This is a genomic window from Paenibacillus sp. FSL P4-0184 (assembly GCF_038004625.1).
Taxonomy (GTDB): Bacteria; Bacillota; Bacilli; order Paenibacillales; family Paenibacillaceae; genus Paenibacillus_AQ.
In genome coordinates, this window is sequence record NZ_JBBORN010000001.1 from 189747 (window position 1) to 212445 (window position 22699).

The 22699-nt window shown below is 41.8% G+C and carries 17 protein-coding genes; 3 read left to right on the plus strand and 14 right to left on the minus strand.

Features of this window, described 5'->3' with window-relative positions; translation table 11 throughout:
- Positions 1-46: 46 nt before the first annotated feature.
- Together MKY52_RS00790 and MKY52_RS00795 are read left to right on the plus strand one after the other, a co-directional pair.
- Positions 47-910 carry an AraC family transcriptional regulator gene (locus tag MKY52_RS00790; RefSeq protein WP_341049288.1) on the plus strand — a complete coding sequence of 288 codons (864 nt, stop codon included), beginning with the start codon at positions 47-49 and terminating at the stop codon, positions 908-910.
- A gap of 155 nt (positions 911-1065) precedes the next feature.
- On the plus strand, positions 1066-1917 hold the full coding sequence (locus MKY52_RS00795; protein ID WP_341049289.1) for a DegV family protein: 852 nt from the start codon (positions 1066-1068) through the stop codon (positions 1915-1917).
- Positions 1918-1977: 60 nt separating this feature from the next.
- Here MKY52_RS00795 and MKY52_RS00800 read toward each other — a convergent pair whose 3' ends face one another.
- From MKY52_RS00800 to MKY52_RS00835, 8 genes are all read right to left on the minus strand, one after another.
- Positions 1978-3618 (minus strand): PAS domain-containing sensor histidine kinase, encoded by a 1641-nt coding sequence (locus tag MKY52_RS00800; RefSeq protein ID WP_341049290.1) that lies wholly within the window; start codon positions 3616-3618, stop codon positions 1978-1980.
- A 206-nt stretch (positions 3619-3824) separates the two neighbouring features.
- Positions 3825-4517, minus strand: coding sequence for an ABC transporter permease (locus MKY52_RS00805; RefSeq protein WP_042186312.1), 693 nt, complete (start codon positions 4515-4517; stop codon positions 3825-3827).
- Positions 4510-5430 carry an ABC transporter ATP-binding protein gene (locus tag MKY52_RS00810; RefSeq protein WP_042186309.1) on the minus strand — a complete coding sequence of 307 codons (921 nt, stop codon included), beginning with the start codon at positions 5428-5430 and terminating at the stop codon, positions 4510-4512. The genes MKY52_RS00805 and MKY52_RS00810 overlap by 8 nt, the downstream gene beginning before the upstream one ends.
- A gap of 117 nt (positions 5431-5547) precedes the next feature.
- Positions 5548-6483, minus strand: a complete 936-nt coding sequence (locus MKY52_RS00815; protein WP_341049292.1) for a sensor histidine kinase — start codon at positions 6481-6483, stop codon at positions 5548-5550.
- Entirely contained in the window at positions 6483-7196 is a 714-nt protein-coding gene (locus MKY52_RS00820; protein ID WP_341049294.1) for a response regulator transcription factor, read from the minus strand. Before MKY52_RS00820 ends, MKY52_RS00815 begins: the two co-directional genes overlap by 1 nt.
- Positions 7197-7478: 282 nt before the next feature.
- Complete coding sequence (locus MKY52_RS00825; RefSeq protein ID WP_341049295.1) at positions 7479-8312, minus strand: DUF4362 domain-containing protein; 834 nt, start codon at positions 8310-8312, stop codon at positions 7479-7481.
- 247 nt (positions 8313-8559) lie between these two features.
- Positions 8560-9321 carry a CPBP family intramembrane glutamic endopeptidase gene (locus MKY52_RS00830; RefSeq protein WP_042186303.1) on the minus strand — a complete coding sequence of 254 codons (762 nt, stop codon included), beginning with the start codon at positions 9319-9321 and terminating at the stop codon, positions 8560-8562.
- Between the two features lie 26 nt (positions 9322-9347).
- Positions 9348-10166, minus strand: a complete 819-nt coding sequence (locus MKY52_RS00835) for an ROK family protein (protein WP_341049296.1) — start codon at positions 10164-10166, stop codon at positions 9348-9350.
- 318 nt (positions 10167-10484) lie between these two features.
- On the opposite strand from MKY52_RS00835, the gene MKY52_RS00840 reads away from it, so the two are divergent.
- Positions 10485-11876: a SpoVR family protein gene (locus tag MKY52_RS00840; RefSeq protein ID WP_339269847.1), complete on the plus strand. Its 1392-nt coding sequence runs from the start codon at positions 10485-10487 to the stop codon at positions 11874-11876.
- A gap of 101 nt (positions 11877-11977) precedes the next feature.
- Here the strand turns inward: MKY52_RS00840 and MKY52_RS00845 are convergent, their stop codons facing one another.
- The 6 genes from MKY52_RS00845 to MKY52_RS00870 all read right to left on the minus strand — a co-directional run bounded on the left by MKY52_RS00845 (position 11978) and on the right by MKY52_RS00870 (position 22597).
- Positions 11978-12409 (minus strand): GNAT family N-acetyltransferase, encoded by a 432-nt coding sequence (locus tag MKY52_RS00845; RefSeq protein ID WP_341049299.1) that lies wholly within the window; start codon positions 12407-12409, stop codon positions 11978-11980.
- Positions 12410-12796: 387 nt separating this feature from the next.
- Positions 12797-13723 carry an AraC family transcriptional regulator gene (locus MKY52_RS00850; RefSeq protein ID WP_231573406.1) on the minus strand — a complete coding sequence of 309 codons (927 nt, stop codon included), beginning with the start codon at positions 13721-13723 and terminating at the stop codon, positions 12797-12799.
- 104 nt (positions 13724-13827) lie between these two features.
- Positions 13828-14070, minus strand: coding sequence for a hypothetical protein (locus tag MKY52_RS00855; RefSeq protein ID WP_341049301.1), 243 nt, complete (start codon positions 14068-14070; stop codon positions 13828-13830).
- A gap of 94 nt (positions 14071-14164) precedes the next feature.
- The gene (locus MKY52_RS00860; RefSeq protein ID WP_341049303.1) at positions 14165-14302 is read right to left on the minus strand and encodes a hypothetical protein; all 138 of its coding nucleotides are present in this window, start codon (positions 14300-14302) and stop codon (positions 14165-14167) included.
- A 68-nt stretch (positions 14303-14370) separates the two neighbouring features.
- Positions 14371-14727: a carbohydrate binding domain-containing protein gene (locus MKY52_RS00865; protein ID WP_341049305.1), complete on the minus strand. Its 357-nt coding sequence runs from the start codon at positions 14725-14727 to the stop codon at positions 14371-14373.
- A 466-nt stretch (positions 14728-15193) separates the two neighbouring features.
- Positions 15194-22597 carry an endo-alpha-N-acetylgalactosaminidase family protein gene (locus MKY52_RS00870; protein ID WP_341049306.1) on the minus strand — a complete coding sequence of 2468 codons (7404 nt, stop codon included), beginning with the start codon at positions 22595-22597 and terminating at the stop codon, positions 15194-15196.
- Positions 22598-22699 lie beyond the last annotated feature (102 nt).

Genomic DNA, 22699 nt, shown 5'->3' on the forward strand with positions numbered 1-22699 from the left:
TGCAAATGGTGGCATGATAGTATGAACTCAAAGGGAGATGGCAGGCTTGGAATGGCTTATCCGCATGAAAGAAGCTTTAGATTATATGGAGAGCAAAATGGAAGAAACCTTTAATATAGAAGATATAGCAAAGGTTGCTTATTCCTCCCCTTTTCATTTCCAGCGTATGTTCTACATGCTCACCGGAGTATCAGTCAAAGACTATATCCGTAAACGGAAACTAACTCTGGCGGCACAGGAACTCGCTATATCTAAAGTTAAGGTACTAGATGTCTCATTAAAATACGGATATGACTCTCCCGAGTCGTTTGCCAAAGCATTCCGCAAAGCACATGGAATTACTCCTTCTGCTGCGCGGGAGTCAGGGGTACAGCTCAAAGCCTTCCCTAGACTCTCCTTCCATCTATCACTGAAGGGAGATAAAGAAATGGACTACAGAATTGAGACAAGAGACGCTTTTAATGTTATCGGACTAGTAGAGGAAATGACAACGAAAGATGGGGAGAATTTACGCCGTATCCCCCAGCTGTGGATTGAAACTAATGAAAATGGTACGTCGGATAAGCTGATTGAGATCGGTGTTGATAAGGACATCCTTGGTATTTGTAAAGATTTCAATCACGAAAAAGAAACCTTCTCCTATTGGATTGCTGTCGAAGCCTCTCCAGAGACGGATGCTCAGGGCTTTGCTTCTACGACGATACCAGCTGCGAGTTGGGCTGTGTTCACCTCAGTAGGGCCAATGCCGAATGCTATTCAGCAAGCATGGTCACGGATCTTTCAGGAGTGGTTCCCTGCAACAGGCTATGAGCATACAGGAGGACCCGAGTTTGAGCTATACCTTCCGGGAAGACCTGATGCTGAGGATTATCGCTGCGAGATCTGGATACCGGTTATGAAAAAAAATTAATGCTTACTTAGACTATTCGGAATTCCGGATAGTCTTTCTTTCTTTCAGAATTTCTACGATTTCATTTTGAGAATCGGCTTTATCTTGGTATAATAAATAGATTATGTGATTCAATAATGACTATTGTCGTCCGATTATCGGTGAAGGAGAAATTCATGTCTACTGTAAAAATATTTTCAGACAGCACTTCCGATTTGCCTCAAGGTTGGAAGAATACTTTTAATATCGGCATCGTTCCCCTTTACGTAGTCTTTGAAGAAGGAACCTACAAAGATGGTGAAGATATCACACCAGAAGAAGTGTATCGCCGTGTCGCAGCAAGCGGAGTATTGCCAAAGACGGCCGCGCCTTCGCCAGCTGACTTTATCGCCGCTTTTCATCCGGTAATTAGCCGTGGAGATGATATTGTATATATCAGTCTCTCCTCATCACTGTCCTCTACATATCAGAATGCACTTTTGGCTGCTGGGGAATTCCCAGAGGGGCGTGTACAGGTTATTGATTCACAGACCTTATGTGGAGGCATCGCTCTTCTCGTTATGAAAGCTGTCAGAGCCGCTGAAAAAGGTTACAGTGCCATTGAGATTGCAGCTATGCTGAAGCAGAGTCGTAATCTTGTAGAAACAGAATTCGTGGTAGATACGCTAGATTACTTATATATGGGTGGACGCTGTTCAGGTATGCAGAATTTCATCGGTAGTCTGCTAAAAATTCGTCCTGTTCTTAGACTTGTAGACGGCAGCATCGTACCTACTAGTAAAATTCGTGGCAAAAAAGAAAAAGCCGTGGAACAAATGCTCCAGAACGCCTTGGTTAACGTCGATCGGATGGATAAAGAGCTGCTCATCGTTGTTCATACCTTAGCGGAAGAAGATGCTCGCTATCTAGAGACAGCGATACGAGAGAAAACTCAAGTGAATGAGATCGCTATCCTCAACGCAGGTTGTGTTATTGGTAGCCATTGTGGCCCACATACTGTAGGTCTCATGTATATGCTTCAAGATTAATAATCTAACGCAAATCTCCGGCCATTGCTTCGTAAGACAATGGACCGGGGATTTGTGCGTTTACCCCTCCTGATTTGAAGTTGAATTTAACTCGACCTCTTTTTTTATGAAGGGTAACATAAACCGGAACGTTGAACCTTTATTCTCTTCACTTTCTACAAAAATTGTCCCACCCATCAGCTCAACTAGTTGCTTACAAATAGCGAGTCCCAACCCTGTACCGCCATATTTACGGTTGATGGTCGGGTGCAGCTGTGAGAAGGATTGAAATAATAAATTGAGTTTATTATCGGCAATCCCAACACCTGTATCACGGACAGAGAATTCCAATAAATATTCTTTTGAATCCGAAAGTGGAATGTTCTTAACCGATAGTGTAACGCTCCCATGTTCTGTGAATTTCAGAGCATTGCCTACCAGATTGACAATAATCTGTCGCAAACGGATCGGATCAGCCAGTAACGTTGTTGGAACACTCGTATCCGCCCACCACCGCAAGGCCAGCTTCTTCTCTTCGGCTTTAGGTGTAAATAAATCAATGATGTCCGATATCATCTCTCGAAGTTCAAACGATTCGGTTTGCAGTGGCATTTTACCCGCTTCCATCTTGCTGAAATCAAGAATGTCATTCAAGATCTGTAAAAGCGTGTAACTACAGCTTCGTAAAATCTCGACAAACCCCCGCTGTTCTTCTCCAAGATCAGTTTCAAGTAAAAGATCTGACATCCCTATCATTCCATTCATCGGTGTCCGAATTTCATGACTCATCATCGCTAAGAAATCAGATTTGGCTTGCGCCGCCTGTTCCGCAGATTCTTTAGCGCGAATGATTTCTTTCGCATTCGTAATATCACTAAAAGCAATAACTGCTCCTGAGATCATCCCCCCATCCATAAGAGGCGAGACCCGATAATTGACAAAAAAGCTGGTTCCATCCTTACGCCAGAAGATCTCATCGTCTTTCCTGCGGATAATTCCATCTGCAATTGTAAGACTGATCTGACAATCAGGGGTTGAATAACGTGAGCCATCGCCTTGGATTTGATGAATATATTCCATCAGCTTCAGGCCAACCAATTCTGTAGGCTGGTAACCTAACATATCTGCTCCCTCACGGTTAATAAAGAGCGTTCGCCCTATATTATCTAGTACGAATATTCCAGCTGAGACGGAGTTCAGAATAAGGTTCGCTCGTTTATCTTCGACTTCAGCAGCAAAAGTAGATTTGAAGTTTGACTCTAGTTCTACCTTATCCGATAATTTAGCATGAAAAGAATCTGCTAATGCGTTTAGCCAGTCATGTAACCCTTCCGAATAATGATGATAGTTGCTGTTATCCACTTGTATGATCGCGAATACCCCGACAATTCCCTCGTCTATCGTTATAGGAATAAAGTTTCCCTTCACAACGTCCGCTTTGGGATTGTTCACATCTTGCAATTCAAAGCTAGAGGGATTCCCTTGCAGGGCAGCCTCAAAACTAGCTACATCAACAAGGTATATTCTTTTAAGTGCTGTCAGACCTATATCTTGGAACGATGCTTCTGCACTGGGTTCTAGATAGAACGTACGATTCGTTCCTACGCAGCGACCTTGCCGATCCAACACAAATATCAAATTAGGATGATGGTCATATAACGATTTATAAGCGCTCTCTTCCGAAAGCAATCGTGTTAGAATGGACGTCCAGTCTTTATCCACAATTCATTTCACCTCAGGCTCTCTCATCCATTATCATTACCCTAAAATGAGCGGAAATCATCTCAAATTTTAAATTCTTCTATTTTGACCATTATAGCAAATATACTTTAATCGGTCGCAGATAAACACTAAATCCCCCTTTAGAACCCAACCACGATGACTTACACATCGTACTGAGATTCTTAAGAGGGATTTCTATAAATATTTTAGGCTATATCTTTATGGTCAATATTGCGAATCGCCATATAGGCAATACCTGCTCCTATCAAGCCAAGTGAGATCGACACCGCCGCTAAATTACCTAAGCGTGCTTGATCAAATCCACCCGAAATTAGGGACGTAACTAACACCGCCGAGACGATGGTGGCAGGGACTGATTTTTTCTTCATTCCAAAGTACAAAGGAATCAAAGCAATGCCCGCTGCGTAAAATGCGTTTGCGCCTAACTTGATCAGCTCTGAAGTGATCATGGGAAGGTTTAACTCACCCGGAATAAGCCCTACAAAAGAATTGAATCCTATTAGGATAGCGCCAACCACAATGTCTGACACGATGATGGCAACAAATGTGAAGGCGAACACTATCAATATTTTCGCAGTCATTAGCTTTTTACGTGAGATAGGGTACATGAAAAGAAGAGTAATCGTGTTGTTCTTATACTCATCAATCACCAGCTTGCTAATAATAACGGAAGCGAAAATAATATAAGCAGCCTTAACAAAGACGAACACACCCTCAAACATATCTGCGTAAGAAGCGAACGACGGTTCATTCTCATTTCGATCAACGAATAAAACCATAATCATAAACCCAAGAATAGCGAGATTGACGATTGCTGCCCCTGTAAGAAGGGTCTTTAGCTTATTCTTCCGAATCTCCAAAGATATTAATTTAAGCAACGCCTTCACCCCCAATCAATTGTAAAAAATAATCTTCCAGCGTATGTTGTTTCTTGCTGATGCTCTCAATCTCCACGTCTGCTAGCACTAACGCCTTATTCAGATCACGTTGTGAGATTCCACCGTCATAGATTCTTACTGTAATATGATCTAGTACTTTGAAGTTATTGAGGCCAAGCTTGTGCTCCAACACGTACACTGCTTTGTTAATCTCATTCGTAACCACTTCGATATATTCTGTATTTTGACCGCGAATGGAATCCATCGCCACCTCTTCTACCAGAGCACCCTGCCGGATCACACCGATAGTATCAGCAATCTGCTCGATTTCCCCCAGAATATGACTAGATACAAGTAACGTCATTCCATATTCACGGCTAAGCATCCGGAACACTTCGCGCATCTCTTTGATTCCCACAGGGTCTAATCCATTAATCGGCTCATCCAGAATGAGTAGCTCCGGTTTCGTCATAAAGGCTCTGGCAATACCAAGGCGCTGCTTCATCCCAAGCGAAAATTGCTTCACCGGCTTTTTATCGATACCCGTAAGCTTTACCAGCTCCAGCGCTTCGCCAATCGCTTGCGGATCATAATAGCCCATATATTCTCCATGCAGGATCAGGTTTTCCTTGGCTGTGAGTTTATCATAAAACACTGGATATTCAATGATGCAGCCCATCCGTTTGAGCATTTCATACGAATGATTTGTCATTTTTTCATTAAAAAACTCAATCTCACCGCTTGTCGGTTTAACGAGGTTCGTGATCATTTTCATCACTGTTGTTTTGCCGGCACCGTTCGGTCCAAGAAAGCCATAAATTTCACCTTGTTTAATATTCATATTCACATTGCTAACGGCTTCTTTGCCTTGGTAGGTTTTCGTTAAATTTCTTGTTCGCAGTATCGTAGTCATTTCCGTGCTCCCCTTTGTTTTCGTCTCGTCTTCCTTAGTTCTTATTGTACACAGCAGAATTTTCTTTTTTATTACTCGATTCTTACAAAAATCTTAAGCTGTACACAATTTCATTCTTTAGAAGCTTAATCTACGAAAAGAAAGGGTAAATACTGTTCTCACAAACGGTTGACTAACCAGTGTAATGGTACCATTCATCTGCTCCGTTAATCTTTTGGTGATCGTCAGACCCAGACCACTCCCTTGATATGATCGATTTCTCGAATCCTCCAGTGTATAGAGCCGTTCGAATACTTTATCCTGGTGAACTTCACTAATGCCTTTTCCCCTGTCCCAAACATCTATGTATACTTTATTCTTATCACTATAGAGTTTCAAACCTAATACGCCTCCGGCATCCCCGTAAGCAATCGCATTCGATAACAAATTGGTCAATATCCGGTCAAGCGCCTCTTCGTTTCCCATGAAATAAAGCGAGTCATCAGGAATCTCTATCTCTACCTCACTGCCCTTGGCGCTAAGGATATTATAGAAAGAGAGAATATTACGTCTGCATACCTCGCCTGCCTCAACACGTGAAAGATTGATTTCCCGATCCCCCGATTCCAGCTTGGCCAAGTCAAAGAACTTGTTCATCAGATGGATCACTTCATTCGCTTTTTGGTGAATTGTGTTCATCATACGTTCCCGTTCCTCGGCTGGCATAAGTTCATCCTGCTGAATCGTCTCAATATAACCGAGTACTACCGTTAGCGGAGTCTTAAGATCGTGGGAAATGTTCGACAGCATATTACGCATGGACTTCTCCAGCTTCACGCGCTCAATGCTTCCTTTATGATTAATGTCGAGCAGCCGATTTAGATCAATCAGCACACTTTGCAGCTCCACATTACTACTGAATAACAGCAGTCTTTCGTGTGAACCTTCAGCCATGATGCTACTTAGCTTGTCATGAATATATTTCAGGTCTCTAGAAGCTTTACGCGAATGCTGATATTGCCATACAATGACGACGAGCAGGAGTACAATGACCACACTAAGCGCCATGCTCATTATAGCTGCTCTCCCAGCTTATATCCGATCCCCCACAACGTCTTGATGAACTCTGGATGGGAGGGATCATCTTCTATTTTTTCGCGTAATCTTCTCATATGTACATTAATAACGTTCTCATCTCCGAAATAATCATCTGCCCATACGCTAGCATAAATCTGCGCTTTGGTGAAGACCCTGCCCGGATGCGTAACGAACAGCTTAAGAATATGAAATTCCTTAGACGTTAACTTCACTTCTTCCCCGTTCTTTAGCGCAGAGAAATTATCCAAATCTACAGTCAGGCCACCAATGGAAATTTTTTGCTTCGCAGGAATTTGAGCTTCCGGTTGGATGGTGGGGGTAGCATAACCCGCTCTTCGAATCGCAGCCTTCACTCTTGCAGCTAATTCGATCATTGAAAATGGCTTGGTAATATAATCATCCGCCCCAAAGCCAAGTCCAAGCGCTTTATCCACATCGCTGTCCTTGGCTGACATGATCAACACCGGAACTAGACTTGTCGCACGGATCGTCTGGAGAATATCAGTACCGCTGCGCTTGGGCAGCATGAGATCTAATAATACAAGATCAAAAGGATTACTAGTACGGAATGTCCTTTCCGCTACTTCACCATCAAACGCCGTTTCCACTTCATAGCCCTCTTTTACTAAATAGGACCTAACCATTTCACTAATTGCTTCGTCATCTTCAATTAACAATATTCGGTGCATGAATGCTGCCTCCAATGATCTGAGAATAAAAATTAGTTAAAAACTCAAGGTATTTCTTTAAGGTAAACGTGACTGCGGTGAATGTTTGGACTTCCGGTCGCTGTTGTCCCCAGATTTCTTGATTATATACCGTGTTTCACGGTTGAAATCCGGTGACGACCCATGCTTCCGAAGCGAGCTTTCCTACGGAAAGCTTTCAGGCGAACGCTATCGCTCCTACAGTTCCAAACTTCCCCTCCGCCACTCTTCCTTTTTAGAATGTTTTAGTTCAACTTATTTAAATTATTCGTAATGCCCCTTAACCTCAGGCAGTTGCTTATAAATGCTTCCGGCCTGCACGATCTTAATGATCGCTTGGGCTAGTTCAGTCATCTGACCGTCATCCTCAGTATTCTGGCATTCTGTCCACTGATAATGACGCTCTCCACTATTAATCTGAACCGATAAATCGTAACTTACAGCAGGTTTTCGATTACACTCGGTAGATAACTCTTTTTCACCTAAGTAATTCGCTAGTACCATTTCTTTATAGATTTGTCCTCGTTCCTGTTCAGAAAGCTCAAAATCGCTAACCTCGACTACTTCCCCATTCTGGAGATCTTTGACCAACTTCTTCTCCATCGTATTAATTTCGTTCTTTTGGTTCACACCATACTTTAAAACAAACTCAAACTTATCTTGTTTCGTTACGTCAAAAGGAATCTGTAGCAGCTCGATCTTTGCTTGTTCGCCCTCGCAGCCCGTTAAGGTATACGACAGAAGTTTATCCGTTTCGTTTCTAACAAGGTTCTGACAAGTGTATGTGGTTACTTGGGGACTACCAAACGTATCTTCGGAATTATCATGCCGCATTTCAATCCCTTGGTCAGTATATTTCAAGTCATTAAAGATCGGATCACCCTCAATTGTGTAATGAACCACACGCTGCTTACCCGCTTTATTTTGGATAAAAGCATCCAGCTTCTTAAGATTCTTAACAATCATTCCATGGCTGTTTATCACATCTTCTTGTTCATTAATGTTAGTTGTGAATTTGTCTTCTCCATTGGATGGCTGGTTAAAGCAACCGGTTACTATAAGCGCTATAAAAATCAGAAGAATACCGCTCGATCTCATCGATCATAACCTCCTTAAACACTCCATAAGTAGAATCTTTTGTTAAAGTATACCAATAATAACGGGGGCTGGGTATCCCTTCAGAGGGATATCTGATGATAGAGAGATTGATAGAAATTTAAACTAGATAGCAAAAAAAGCCGATTGGATATCCAATCAGCTGTGCTTCTGTACCTCAGAAATCTCCTCAATATCTATTGCACTATATGCTTAACCTCTTTGTGAGTCTACGGAAATTCTCCGGTTCTTAATGCAAGAAATGCATCAGGAACGGTGCTGCTACTGCGCCACCTAACATACTAGTCCCAAATATTGCCCAGTCATTTAAAATATGTGCAATGATCGACGTCCAGATATTCTTTGTTTTCATGTAAGCAAGCGTTAGAATAATTCGAGCGATTCCGATTCCCAGAATGGCCTGAGCAAAATTAAAATTGTACGTTTTTAAGTGTAGTGCACCAAAAATGAGCGCTGTTACGATTAATGCAATAAACACGGACGCCTTACGTGACATTTTAAAGCCAATAAAGCAAAGCTGCATAATCGCCAGGAATGGCAAGATCGTTAACAATTCCTCGCCAATTAATTGAAATCCTGAGAAGAACAATGTCCAGAGCTTCTCACCTGTTGAAAGGGTATCCCCATGACCTAGCACCGCATTTACTGTTACAGCTCCCATCGATGAAAGCAGCGCGGCTACCCCCAACGTTACGATGAAATTAATAATAAAGAATAAAATCCCGTATAATACATGACTTACTTCAGGCTTTTTGAAGAGAATTCCTAACTTCCCTTTGGTTGCCCACACTAATGCGATTAACGGAAACAGCGTGAATAGAAACGGAGCAATCTTGCTCTGCACTTCATTAGGCAGAAAAGGAATCTCTACTGTCATTGTTAAATAGCCTACAACGATACTTGCAAGGATCACTACCCATTTGCCAATAGGCATGAAATACGGCTGTCCATTATACAATGGATAATCTACGGTTTGTTTTACTTTTGTCATGTTGCACGACCTTCCAACGCTTATTATTATACTGTGAATCCTATCACTGGAATATGAACTATAAATGAACCGACAAGTTCATTTATAATCCCTGATGAAATGCTCAATTTCTGGCCGAAGATGGAGCATAAAAATAACACCTTGCAGCACAAGCTATTCCCGTTTCTTGCTTGATCTGCGAGGTCCTTCACGTCCATTCCTTTTTCTAGAGCTCCCATCTGCTCAGCCAGGCGAAGAATTCCGCGACGTGAGAAGGCGTTATCTATGGTGCTCTCCAGGAAAGGTTTATCAAAAAGCCAACCGTCCTTGGGAACACCTGGTCCTTCGTTCAGGATCAATGCACGATCAATAAATGCGGAGCCTAACCCTGTCCCTAAAGTTAACGAAATATATCGTTCATTTGGAAATAATCTGCTTACGCCTAAGGCAAACAGCTTCGCATCATTCTCAAATCGAATATCTGCCTGCAGCAGGTGCTTCGCCCATTCCTTATGTTGTAAGGTATTGAACCGGGTATATAATACTTCTCGTATATTCTCACCATACAACGCCTCATATTTACTAAGCCCCTGAATATAACAGATGCCTTGCTGATAATCAAAGGGCCCGGGAAAAGCGAGACCGATGCGCCAAGTACAGTCTGAGGATTTCCCTAGTGTAACGGAATAGAACTGATATTGATCTTCAAATATAGAAATAAATTGGTCTATAATCACATCGGCATCTTGGTCAGCGAAGGAAGGATGTTGTTTGCAGCTAGCCTGTAGCAAATCTCCATCCACGACCAAACCAGACTTAATAAAGGTTCCTCCCACGTCTAAAGCGATCACGACTTTAGGCTTCAAAGGAGACTCACATCCCATGCCTTGGATACGCCAGCTTTCACTACTCGTGCGCCATAACCATTCTATTGTTCTATTGAATTAATAATTCTCCACGATAATTAATATGATGGTATTTTGATAACTGCAAGCTACTTACGAATCACCTTGAGAAAATCATAAAGATATATAACGGATTCTCCCTCCCGTCATATTGCCCCTCCCCTACCCATATACATAATATGAACTACATTGATCGACCCATCTATATGAAGCCAAACCCCATTTCGTGAGGGTTTATTCAGGTTGGATCTACAGAATTATAGGAGGGAGCACAGAATCATGCCAAGCGAAGAAATTAATGCGTTGGAGCGAGCGATTGCTGAAATTACGGAAATAGCTACTGGCTTCGGCTTGGATTTTTATCCCATGCGTTATGAAATATGCCCTGCAGATATTATTTATACATTCGGCGCTTATGGAATGCCGACACGATTTGGTCACTGGAGCTTCGGAAAAACATTTCACAAAATGAAATCCCAATACGATTTCGGGCTGAGTAAAATATACGAGCTCGTCATTAACTCCAACCCTTGTTATGCCTTTCTGCTCGACGGAAACTCGCTGATTCAGAACAAGCTGATCGTAGCTCACGTGCTGGCGCACTGCGATTTTTTCAAAAATAACATGCGTTTCTCCATGTCCAACCGGGATATGGTCGAGAGCATGTCGGCTACAGCGGATCGGATCGCCGGCTATTCAGTAACCTACGGTACCGATGCAGTGGAGCGCTTCATCGATTCCGTGCTGGCCATTCAAGAGCATATAGATCCCAGCCTGATTCAGCCGCGCAAGCTAGGTAAGACCCATCTGCTGGAAGCCAAAATGAAAGAACTCAAGGATGCCCCTCCGGGTGGCTCCAAACCAGCTAATCCGTACGACGAGTTATGGAATCTAGACAAGAGCAATTCTGGACCACAGGAAGCAGCATCCGGAAATCGTGCGTTCCCACCTGAGCCGGAAAAAGATATTGTCTGGTTCATCCAGCAATATTCCACCGTCTTGGAGGATTGGCAGCGCGATATTATGACGATGCTTCATGATGAAATGCTCTACTTCTGGCCACAAATGGAGACGAAGATCATGAACGAAGGCTGGGCTTCGTACTGGCATCAGCGTATCGTCCGTGAACTGGATCTAACGGTTGAGGAAACCGTAGAATACGCTAAACTAAATTCCTCCGTCGTGCAGCCCTCACGGCAAAGCCTGAATCCATACTACCTGGGGTTAAAGATTTTTGAAGACATCGAACGCCGCTGGGACCGCGAGAAAATATTTGAGGTTCGCGAGTTGGAGTCTGATACTTCTTTTATCCGCAGCTATCTGTCCAAAGAACTGGTGAACGACCTCGATCTTTATGTTTTTGAGAAAAAAGGTCCGGAATGGAAAATCACCGACAAAGCATGGGAAAATGTACGGGATCAACTGGTGCTCGCTCGAGTCAATGGCGGGTCACCTTACTTGGTCATAGAGGATGCCGACTTCGAGAAGAATGGCGAGTTATTTATCACCCACCGCTATGAAAGTATCGAGCTGGACCTGAAGTACCTGGAGCGTACACTCCCGCATATCTACTCATTATGGGGGCGCACCGTTCATCTGCAGACCGTCGTGGAGGACAAAAAGGCGCGGTTCTCGTATGATGGCAAAAAGGTGCAGCGGAAGTTTATTTAAAAGAGGAATAAGTGAATAGTGCTCTATTGCTTGAAAAATAAAGCGGCAGAACTGGACGCATAGTACGTCCCTGGTCTGCCGCTCTTTATTTGGTCTGTTGATTATTCGGATTCATTTAACATCTTTGAAAAATATTTCGGAGCCTCATTAAATCCTTGTCGGGCATAAAATCTATGCGCATCAGTTCTTCTAGAGTGGCAATGAACTTGAATTCGGTCACAGTTTCTTTTTCTAGCTAAATCAGTGCAATATTCCTCAAGCATCCGTCCAATGCCTTTGCTCCTAATCGCATTACTTACCACAAGATAGCTTATAATTGCAGTATCCCCTGTGAGCCCTAATTGAGGTATGTAATGCATGGAAATGCAGGCGACTACTTTATGATCTTCCTCGAAAACTAATAATTCCTCATCCGGATGCAGGACTAGCTTTTCTATTTTTTCTTGCATGAATGCTTCTGTCTCTGGATAACCCAACTGCTCTAATAATTCGGATATGTTTTTCCAGTCCTCTACTTTTGCTTCTCTAATCATCTGTTTCACTCCCCGAGATTATCAAGTTACACGTCTATTTAATCTATTAGACTACGGGAGGGGATAAACGTCAATCATGTCCTAATCAATTCATTTTAGCTACAATAAATGAGAAAGCCCGCAGCGTGTAACCCGCTGCGGACCTTCTTACGTCGACACCCCGTATCGACTGAATAATTAGAACATGGCAAATGCTGCAGAGGTGAAAGTAACGTAGGGAAGTTTGGAACTGTAGGAGCGTAGCGCTCGCCTTTGTCTTCGGATGTTATCCGCATAAGCGGTAAAAATCAAGAACATCTGGAGACAACAGCGACCGAAAGTCCAAACATTCCCGTAGTTACTGCATCACCGAGGAGCCTTTCCCTTTGCTTTATTATTTCGTTCAAATCATTCAGTCGATTTTTTCACAGGAACATAGATCTCCATCACCGTATCCGGACGCGAGTGGCAGCGTTCATCATAGAATTCGAAATCCAGTTTACTATCATCATAATCGTAGCCACTATCCTTAAACCATTCTTCGAAGATATACTTCCATGTGCTTTTTATAACCTGTGCAAACTGTATTTGCTCTGTATCCGTTGATGTATCCACTGGCGGCGTTGTGAACACAGCATATTCGGCTTCTGGCACATCCATCGTCAACATATCATCTTCCACCTTAGAGTAGTCCTCTACAATAACACCTAGAAGATAAGTCGCATTACCATTATCTGAGGAAGGAATACATAAGCCGACTTCTCCGTGTTTAGGCGGGTTTAGTATTTTATACATTTTGGACTCCAGATTCTCACCCTCATAATGACTCCAAAAAGATGCAATATCCTTGGTGTACATACTTCCAGCAACATTAGTTTGGATCCCATACCCAGCGACCTTAAATGCAGGCTTGCGAACAATAACAGGGTTCATTATAAAACCTCCGATTTCAATTAGTGTTTTTCCTTTAGTAAATCCGTCCATCCGTGCGGCATACTGTGTCGGGCTATAGCCAAAAGCCTTGCGAAAGGCCTTAGTGAATCCACTTTGTGTCTCAAAACCATAGTCCAGCGCGATATCAATGATTCTTCTACCGGCAAACAATTCAATGGACGCTAAAGATAATTTCCGGCTCCGCACATATTCCATCACGGACATTTCCTTGCATAAGCTGAACACTCGGCAAAAATGATACACCGAATATCCAACCTCAGCGGCTATTTCTTCCACTGTTATATTTTCTTTGATATGAGCTTCAATATATTCAACACATTTCTCTATATCTTTACTGTAATTCAAGTGCAGCACCAGCCTTCCCCCGTACGGTGATTTCATTATATCAACTGCAAGCGAGTAGGATTGTTCCTGTTTTGCTGAGCTGTGTTCAACCCCTATTCATTCTCTTTAATAAGCGCAAAAAAAGGGATCAAGCGGCCTGATTAAGCCACTCCATCCCTTTTTAGTAATCGATACAATAGAACTGCGGCTTGAGAACGTGTGGTATGCATTTGAGGTGATACTTGACTTTCACCTGTTCCTGTCATCAGACCTGAACCTAGATCAACAGCCAAGGACTCCTCCACGTTAGGCAGTGGAACGACAGCATTCGATTGGAGCAGAGACACCTGAACGAGATAACCAATCCAAGAATGGGTCGGACTACCTTCAATACTCCATACCAACGCAGATCCTGTAATCCATTATCTTCATTTGATGGGGTGAACTGAATTTCATACTTATTCGGTTCAGTTCCGATATCCAAAGCTTTAGTCGTTATTAACTTAGCCCCACTACTACTATCGCTGGCGTCGTAACTGTAATCTCTTTGTATGTATACGCCGTATTCGTTGCATCAAATTGAATCGTACCGTAAGCCTTAGACTCGCTATCGCCTGGCTTTTGATATTCAAACATTACACTTCCTGTCGTACCAACACCATTTGTCTTTCCCCAGACACCCAGTTTATAGATAGTGCTCGGTTTTAATGGGATGAGATGATTTCCACCGCTTGCTCTGCCTTCGCATCAAATGAAAGCGTATATTCTGTTCCTCCTTGCAATGCTTTACCTGTAGGGTTTGTTATCGATATATCCCAATCGTCACTTCCAGGTACAATCGGTTCAAATTCCCCCCATCCATCCTGGGCAGTTATCGTTACTTTACTGGTGTCTACCCACCATTGATCAATTCCATCTTGAAAGCTATTGTTCAAGAAAAAACTGTCCGCCACAGGTGCCGCATCGGCAGTTTTGTATGCGGTTCCAAAATTCTGAGCCATTAAAATCACTGTCAGTACCAGGCTTACCACCATCTTTTTGCTGATGCGTCGTCTTATCATCTAACCCATCCTCCTTATTTCACCAAAAATAAATCCGCCCTTATTACCGAAATTCCACAATACTTATAATGGTCATCAACCTCAAAGCCTTCATGCTTCAGCACCTCACAGGCTAGTTCAGCTACGTAGCCCTCCTTCCCTTTGCTTCAAAGTTAGTGGATATTCAACATCAAGTGTAGCGAATGTATTAAAAGCTCGCGTGCGAAAATAGAGTGTACTTAGTAGGAAAAAGTGAAGTAAATAATAGAAATGAATCTCAACGCTCAATGGTAGACGATCGATTTCATTGCGACAGACAACAAAAAAGCAACCCTGCTCTCTATTGAGAACACGGTTGCTTTGATTCAACTGAATAATGTATGCAATTTTCGCTATCGATTCAGTAAGCTTCCCATATACTTTATCCGGTGTCTTGGAAAGAGTAGACGAATGCCTGTTTCACTTTTAACAATTCGATTGAATATTCCTAACCTAAATACGTTAATAATCTGCTGATAATGACTGCAGCTTCCGCACGAGTCAGATTACTCTTCGGATTGAGTTTATGATCAGGGGTCCCTTGGATTAGACCCAATTCGATGCAAGTAGCCAATGCCTGCTTAGACCATATCCCTGCCTGATCCGCATCTATATACGTAGCTAGTACAGCTTGTGAAGCATCTGATATTTTAGGAGATTTCCCCTTCAATTCAAGTACTCTTGCCATAATAACTGCCATTTCCTGACGGCTTAGAGGTTTCGTCGGATCAAACAAATTACCTTCATACCCTTTAATCAACCCAGCATCTGCCGTAGCAATAACACTATCGCTGTACCATTTATCTTGCGGCACATCCTTAAATGACGTTGACCCTTTTACTTCAAGACCTAGAGCTCGTGCCAGGATCGCTGCGATTTCAGAACGATTAATCGTCTTGTCCGGAGCAAAATTCTGATCTGTGACACCCCTCAAGATACCTTTACTCACCAAAGCCTGAATATCCTTATTTGCCCAGTGACCCACGGTATCGATAAAGGATTTAGGTTTGATTCCAGATCCTTGATCTGAGCCGGTTCCTGGATTTGGAGTAGTCTCCGGTTTCGCACCTGAACTTGGATTAGAACTTGGGTTAGAACTTGGGTCAGAAACATTGCCAGAATCTGTCCCTGATTGATTACTTTCCTTTGCTTTGACCGTTACAATCGCTATTGCTTTCATATCAGTCCCAGCAACCGTGCCTTTTACTTGGAAGCTCCCCGCTTGTGCATAACTCGAAGAATGAATCTCATCCCATACAACCAACGTTTTCTGTATCGTATGATTGCTCAGGGTCACAGTTACTTCCGCAGGCAGTTTCGGCGCGGAGCCAACTTCGGTTTCAATCTTTACATCCTCTATAGCTACAATGGTAAGAGCGAATACAAGACTTTTTATTGCATTTTCAAGCTCTACTCGCGTTTCATCTAGTAAAGTGATCGTAGCGCTAGGGTCCTTCAGAATCTTCTCCGCTTTATCCAGAGCAGCCGCAACGATTGCCCAGGTTTCAGATGAATAATCTGAACTCTTTAATGCTGCTGCATCGGTAATCGTTTGTTGAAGAAGATCTTTAGAGATATCTAGATTACTTCCCTTAATATAAAAATCATCTAGAATAAAAGCAAAATCAGATGTAGCTTTTCCCGAACCTTTGGTAATCATTTTGAAAATTACTTGATAATCATCCTGATTACCGGTTGTAAAGCTTTGCTTGAATCGGATATAACCGCCATTTTCTCCAGCTTTATTGCCTGGATTGGTTAAATTACCTAGCGTTTCCTTTAATACAATCTCTTTTGAAGAACGTGATTGTACCGACACTTCATAACCAACATTCGTTTCTGAAGTATAGATAAATCCTAACTCATATTCTTTATTTGGCTTCAATTTCACGCTAGATTCGTTTGTTTTAATGAGTTTACCCACATCTGTTTCATTCATTTTTAGCGAGTTTTCACCATTCAGAACCCAAGTCATCACAGGACCAACTTTGTTCTCAGCTGCCTGAACGATAGGATTGTTATCGTGTGGATTACTTTGGTCAGTTGCAATATGAATTTGTCTAGACCCACCACCATACTCAAATGGACCCCAACCTTCATACACATTCTCGAAATCCTCATACACAACATAATTTTTATTCGTAGGATCCTTCTCCACTGACGTATGCTTCCAAATACGAACATCATCAAATTGTACAGTACCAACTCCTGAATCAGCTAGCAACTTCACTGTTGCAGTAGTAACACCTTCAGGAACCTTAAATTCAACATTCATTCTCTGCCATGTTGTATCGACATACTTGAAGGATGAGTTATGGATACCGTCCTGCCCTGTCACATGATTAGAATAGGTTTTGCCGTTAATTGTAACCTGCAGAGAAGATTTTCTTCCTTTCTCCGTCTGAGTCCACACCCCGACAGTATAATCCTCACCAGGCTGTAGTCCATTAATTTCCTGAGACAAGATACCCGCTTTGTTTCCAACCTCAGCGTATTTATTCCAATTCGATTTGTTCATTTCTTTGCTGGTATCGTATTCGCGATCACCTTGCACTGTCTTGATTGTAATATTACTTAGATCATCAGCTGTCCAGGAACCTGGAACATTCAATTGCTCAGAATTAAACGCGAAATCCTTAATAAGACTGCCTTCACCCCAATTTGTTGCAGCAGGGACCAATACTAGAGCATCCGCTGATGTAGGATAAAGCACATAAGGTGTATTTTTCTTAGCCTTATTTATCGTGAGAGATCCATCATGAGCAACAACTGTATCGACTAACACTTTGCCTTGTTGTGTCAGCTCATACATATTGAATTGGCTCACATCTTTAAATTCATCCGTCAACTGCCAAGTTGTCGCGTTGCCTGTTGTATTCCAGTGATATAGTCTTGCACCTTCGTTTACACCCAAGATCTTATTGGTCTTCATATCCCAAACCCAAGGAATTAACGAATTCGCTTCACCAGTATGACGCTCTGATTCGTCTGTTGTCGTCCCCGTATCTTTCCAAGAAGATATGAGCTTGCCATTTTTAGATAACTCAATCATATTCGTTAATTTATTTCTCTTAGAGATCACTTCGTTATCAAACGTAATTTGATCCTCTTCATATTTCATAACACCAAAATGTTGCATGAACTTCGTAGGTAATACTTCATTGAAGAATACGGTTACACCTTGCTGCACATCCGGTTTGGAATCTCCCCATGTTGTCACACCTGGTATTTTTTGTCCTTTGAATAAGGCATTTCCAACGAAAATATCTAGATTATTCTTCACTATTCTTGATAGAATGCTAGAATTCCCCTTATTCGGATATCCTAAATCTGGACCCCAGTGAACAAAATCCACACCGGGCTCTAATGGACCAGCAAATTCCGTTCCTACTTTTAGTCCAAGATTATTAGCGTATTGCAGCAATTTATAGGCATTGTAATCATTGCCTGTATACACATCAATATAGAAGAAGTCTAATGTAGGATCATTCGGATTGGAAGAATCCTTCGTCAGATTAAATAAGTTTTTGAACCGTGACTCTAGATTGCCACTCAAGACATCCTTCGTCTGATCAACATAATAAGAAGTATCAATCCAATCCCAACCTCCGGAAAGCCTATCTACTGTCGGCCCTTTTGATGATGCTCCATTTAAGTTGGAATAATTCAGTTCGTTAGCATCAAGTTGATACTCTGTTGCATTGAGATGAACACCCACGTTAAGATTATACTTATCCCCCTCATTGATGAGATAGTTTAATTCATCCAATCCACCCTGCCTCACACCAATGTTGGAATAGGATGGAATATCATCATCATGGCCCTCTGCCTGATACCCCTTATGAAGAACCATCTGCCCAAAGCCATCTGTATAATTGTACAGAATTTTACCCGTATCCAACGAATTCAAGAAAGGATCATTTGCCTGGCTAGCAAAGTTGAATGCGATGTACATCATATTGTTCTGCATATCTCGAGCACCAAATGGCTCCTTATAAATATTCGTCCGATAAGCAACAGCTGCATCCTGCCAATCTGTTTTCCCGTCATTATTCCGATCATTTGTCACAACTACCTCATACCAAGGCAGTTCTTCCGTTTCATTACTTTGAAGATGGCGATACGTCCAAGTACCCGGCTTCACTGTCACTTTATTGACAAGTGGTTTCTTTTCCGTGGTCACAATCAGTTTATTGCCACCGCTGATTACATTGTCTTCAATCGATGCTCCCAAGCCATTTCCGCTCACCATAGCCATCGTAACGCCTGAAGCGCTACTCTGTTTCATGAGATTCATGTTATCGACCAGTTCTTCTGTTAATCCGTGCCATGCTCCATCCGATTTACTCCATGCATACGTTGCATTTTCCATAGCGCTATTCACATGGATTAGAGAATTGTTAATTTGAATCGAACGGACAACAAACCCATCCGGTTTTTCAGTTATTTTATCAATTTCAAAACGTACGACATGATTCGCTTTCGCCTCAATATGTGCTTCGATGACAACACCAATCTCGTCAATCATCATTGTATACTGATACTTACTATCGCTCTCTTTATTAGATATGGTGCGAGGCACATAATCCATATTGTTGATCTTCAGACTATTCGTTTGCTCCTCGCTAGCCTGTAGTTTACGTTCATCAACTTGATATTCAACAATACCCGGGAAATCTTTATATACTGTAACGTTTAAACCATCTTTAGTGATCGTATCTGTCTCTGAGGCAACCTGAAGCTTAGGTAGTGACTCTAGCTCTACCATCTTTACATTGCTCACCGTCATCTTCTTACTTCCATACCAAGATCGAAGTCCAAGCCAACCTGGCTGCATAGTCATTTCTTCTTCAGATACCGATCCCATATCCGTTGTCACGCCATCGGAATCCGTAATCTTGAAACTTATGGTAGTTCCTACTAAACGAAGTTCGATATGATAAAGTGTATCGGCTAGCATCACATATGAGTTTGAGAAAGTAGCCTCGTTCCCATTTGCGAATAATTTCCAAACGCCGTTAATGTCATGATTAACCGATACATATGCGCTATCCGTGGATCCTCTTAATATAAATCCATATCGCCCACCAGTTGCTCCAGCGTCTACATTTGTTTTGTAATCAAAAGTAACCTTCTGATCCATCAATTTAGGGCTATCCTTATCCACGGCTAGTGCTACACCTGGCATGTTCAATTGAATTTGACCATCTCCGTTACTCTCTACCACCGGATTACTACTATCCAGAGAGCCCCAATTCTGTGCCGAATAATTCGGTTGGTATACTCTGATTTCTTCTGCGGTTATTGCATCTACATTCACCTTAATTGCAGCATCAGTTGTGTTATATAAGCCAAATGCTCCTGGTGAATATGCAGATACTGGTACATTACCGACCAATACTCCATTTATATATAGGCTTAATTCCTTCTCAATGACCTGCACACGTAAAATATAATCTTTGCTTATTGCAATGGCATCAGCATTGCCAATGGCAGCTTCGCTACCTTCCAACTGATATTTCCATTTCCCCACGCTCTCTTGATATATGGTGATATTGCCCAGTTTAACACCAACTTCACCATCACTCTTCATTTTCACTTGATAGATCCCATTTGATACTGCTGTTATATCTCTATTAAAAGCAGTTGCTCCAGCATCAATAGTCCCTGTCAAATATCCATCTATAACTTGCGGTGTCGCATGATATCCATCCCAACTAAGCTGAGAATTACCTTCATAATATTCCTCGTAAATCATTTTGTCCGTTTGTGTAGAAGTATTCATATCCATAAACTCTTCGGTAAAAAGAATATTATCGATATATATGGTATCCTGAGCAACAACCCCAAAACGTCCTTCTCCGAATTGCTGTCCTGCCGGTAAGCTTGCATACAATTCAGCCCCGTTAATGCTTAGGGTTACAGAGGAGTCGGAATATTGTAAACCCACTTTATTCCAGACGAAAGGTTTAGGATTTGAACTACTAGTACTAGTACCAGATGCAACAAAATCAATGATGGTGTTACCCTTTTTCAAAATCCATTTCGCACCATCAAATGTAATTAGAGCATTGTTACCAATAGCAAATCCGATATTGGTATTCGTAGGTTTCACACTAGCCATATAAGTCGCGCTCTGTAGGAGCGGAGCATCAGTATTCCATGTTTCACCGTTCAGACCAGATAACTTTAGAATTCGGTTGCTACCTTCTGTAATAATGGTAGACGTTGCACCGTTACTCCAGTCGCCTGTTATACTGTCTTGAAAATCATTACTATACTGAATAATTTGTTTGGGTTTTATGATCTGATTTGTATAGTGTATATTATCAATCTGCAATTCTACCGTACTTCGAATTCGAAGACCGAAGTACCCAGCTACTTCTGAGAATTGCGCAAAAGTAATATCACCGATCTCCTTTTTATTCAGAAATACCGTGATTGTTTTCCCTTTAAAATTGAACATGAGATTATTCCATCTGCCTTGGATCGGGTAAGGAATATTTAATTTACTTCCCCAACCCGAGTTAGACTCTGGTATCCAGATGCTAGGGTCAACCCCAATCTCATTGAATATGCTCGCCGTTTCATTCATTCTAAAACCAAACGCAAAGCCTTGACCGCTACCAAGTTTTGCTGGATTAATCAGTCTGAAATCTAACGAGAGTGTACCCTCTTGAATTTGTGGGGAATCTAGATCTACACCCCGTTCTTTTGTGCCTTTTTTCAGAGAAAGAACTTTATTACCCGTAAGATCGGTCACTACTTGAGCATTTAAACCTGACCAATGAGGTATATAATTAGGATCTTCATAGTCTTGAACATAATCAATGACATTTGAAGGTTTATCTTTTGTACCTACACCTGCAATACGTAACTCTTTAATAGAGACATTTCCTGTTGCAAAACGTTTATATAGACCTACCTGACCAATCCCTGTCGACTGATTCAATAAATCCGTATCCTTATTGTAGTATGTCACTCCGTCTACTATAACCACGAGCTTCGTACCATGAAAGCCGATTTGTATTCGATAATCTATATCTGTTTTCAGTTCAGGACCCTCGAATACTTCCCAATTACCTGAACCATCCGGACTTTGAATTACCCAATCTGTATTGGCATCGTAACGGATAGACACCCCTTGATTCGTATCATTTGATCCTATAACAAAACCAACATTACTTGAAACTGAACTTGAATAGCGCATCGTTGTATCAATAATTCCGGCAGATAGCCATGGAGCTTTATCCCATGTTGCAATCGCTCCACCGCCATCCACTTTAGTTATCGCAATGGTTAGTCCATTATTTACAGAAGTTGTTCCTGCTCCTTTAACGAACGTCATTGGTTCCGGTTCCATTGACTGATAATTATTTGTATACGATACTGCCCCTTGACCCTCAGGAACATTTAATTTGATGTCATTTAAGAAGTCCTCTATGTTCGCCTCTTCAATTGTACCCTCTTGTGTATCCGTTACCGTAATAGTCGCTTCTGCTTTGACATCCGAGGCTTTAACATTTCCCTCTACGCTAAAAGTGCCCACCTTCGCATAACTTAAAGGATCGATTTCATCCCAGCTAACCATTACTTCGCCGATGGAATCATCGCTGTAAACTGCTTGTACTACCGAAGGGAGTTCTGGTGGTTCACCAACGGAAGTTTGAACATTTGTTGGAGAAATACGTTTAATTACTTGTTCGTGAACTGCACTTAACGAATCACCAATTTCTCCTTCAGCAGCATAAGACGTACTTCTTGGATATATGATTGATTGACTTGTAGCCATTAAAAAAATCATCATCCAAATCATGAATCGATAAATCTTTTTCCCAACCTTTTTTCGCATCGTACCTTTCCCCCTTATGATAGTCTATTGGATATAAATTAAAACGCTTTCAAATACATTTTTGATTTTAACAATTTTATTCGATTTATACTTTCAAAATAT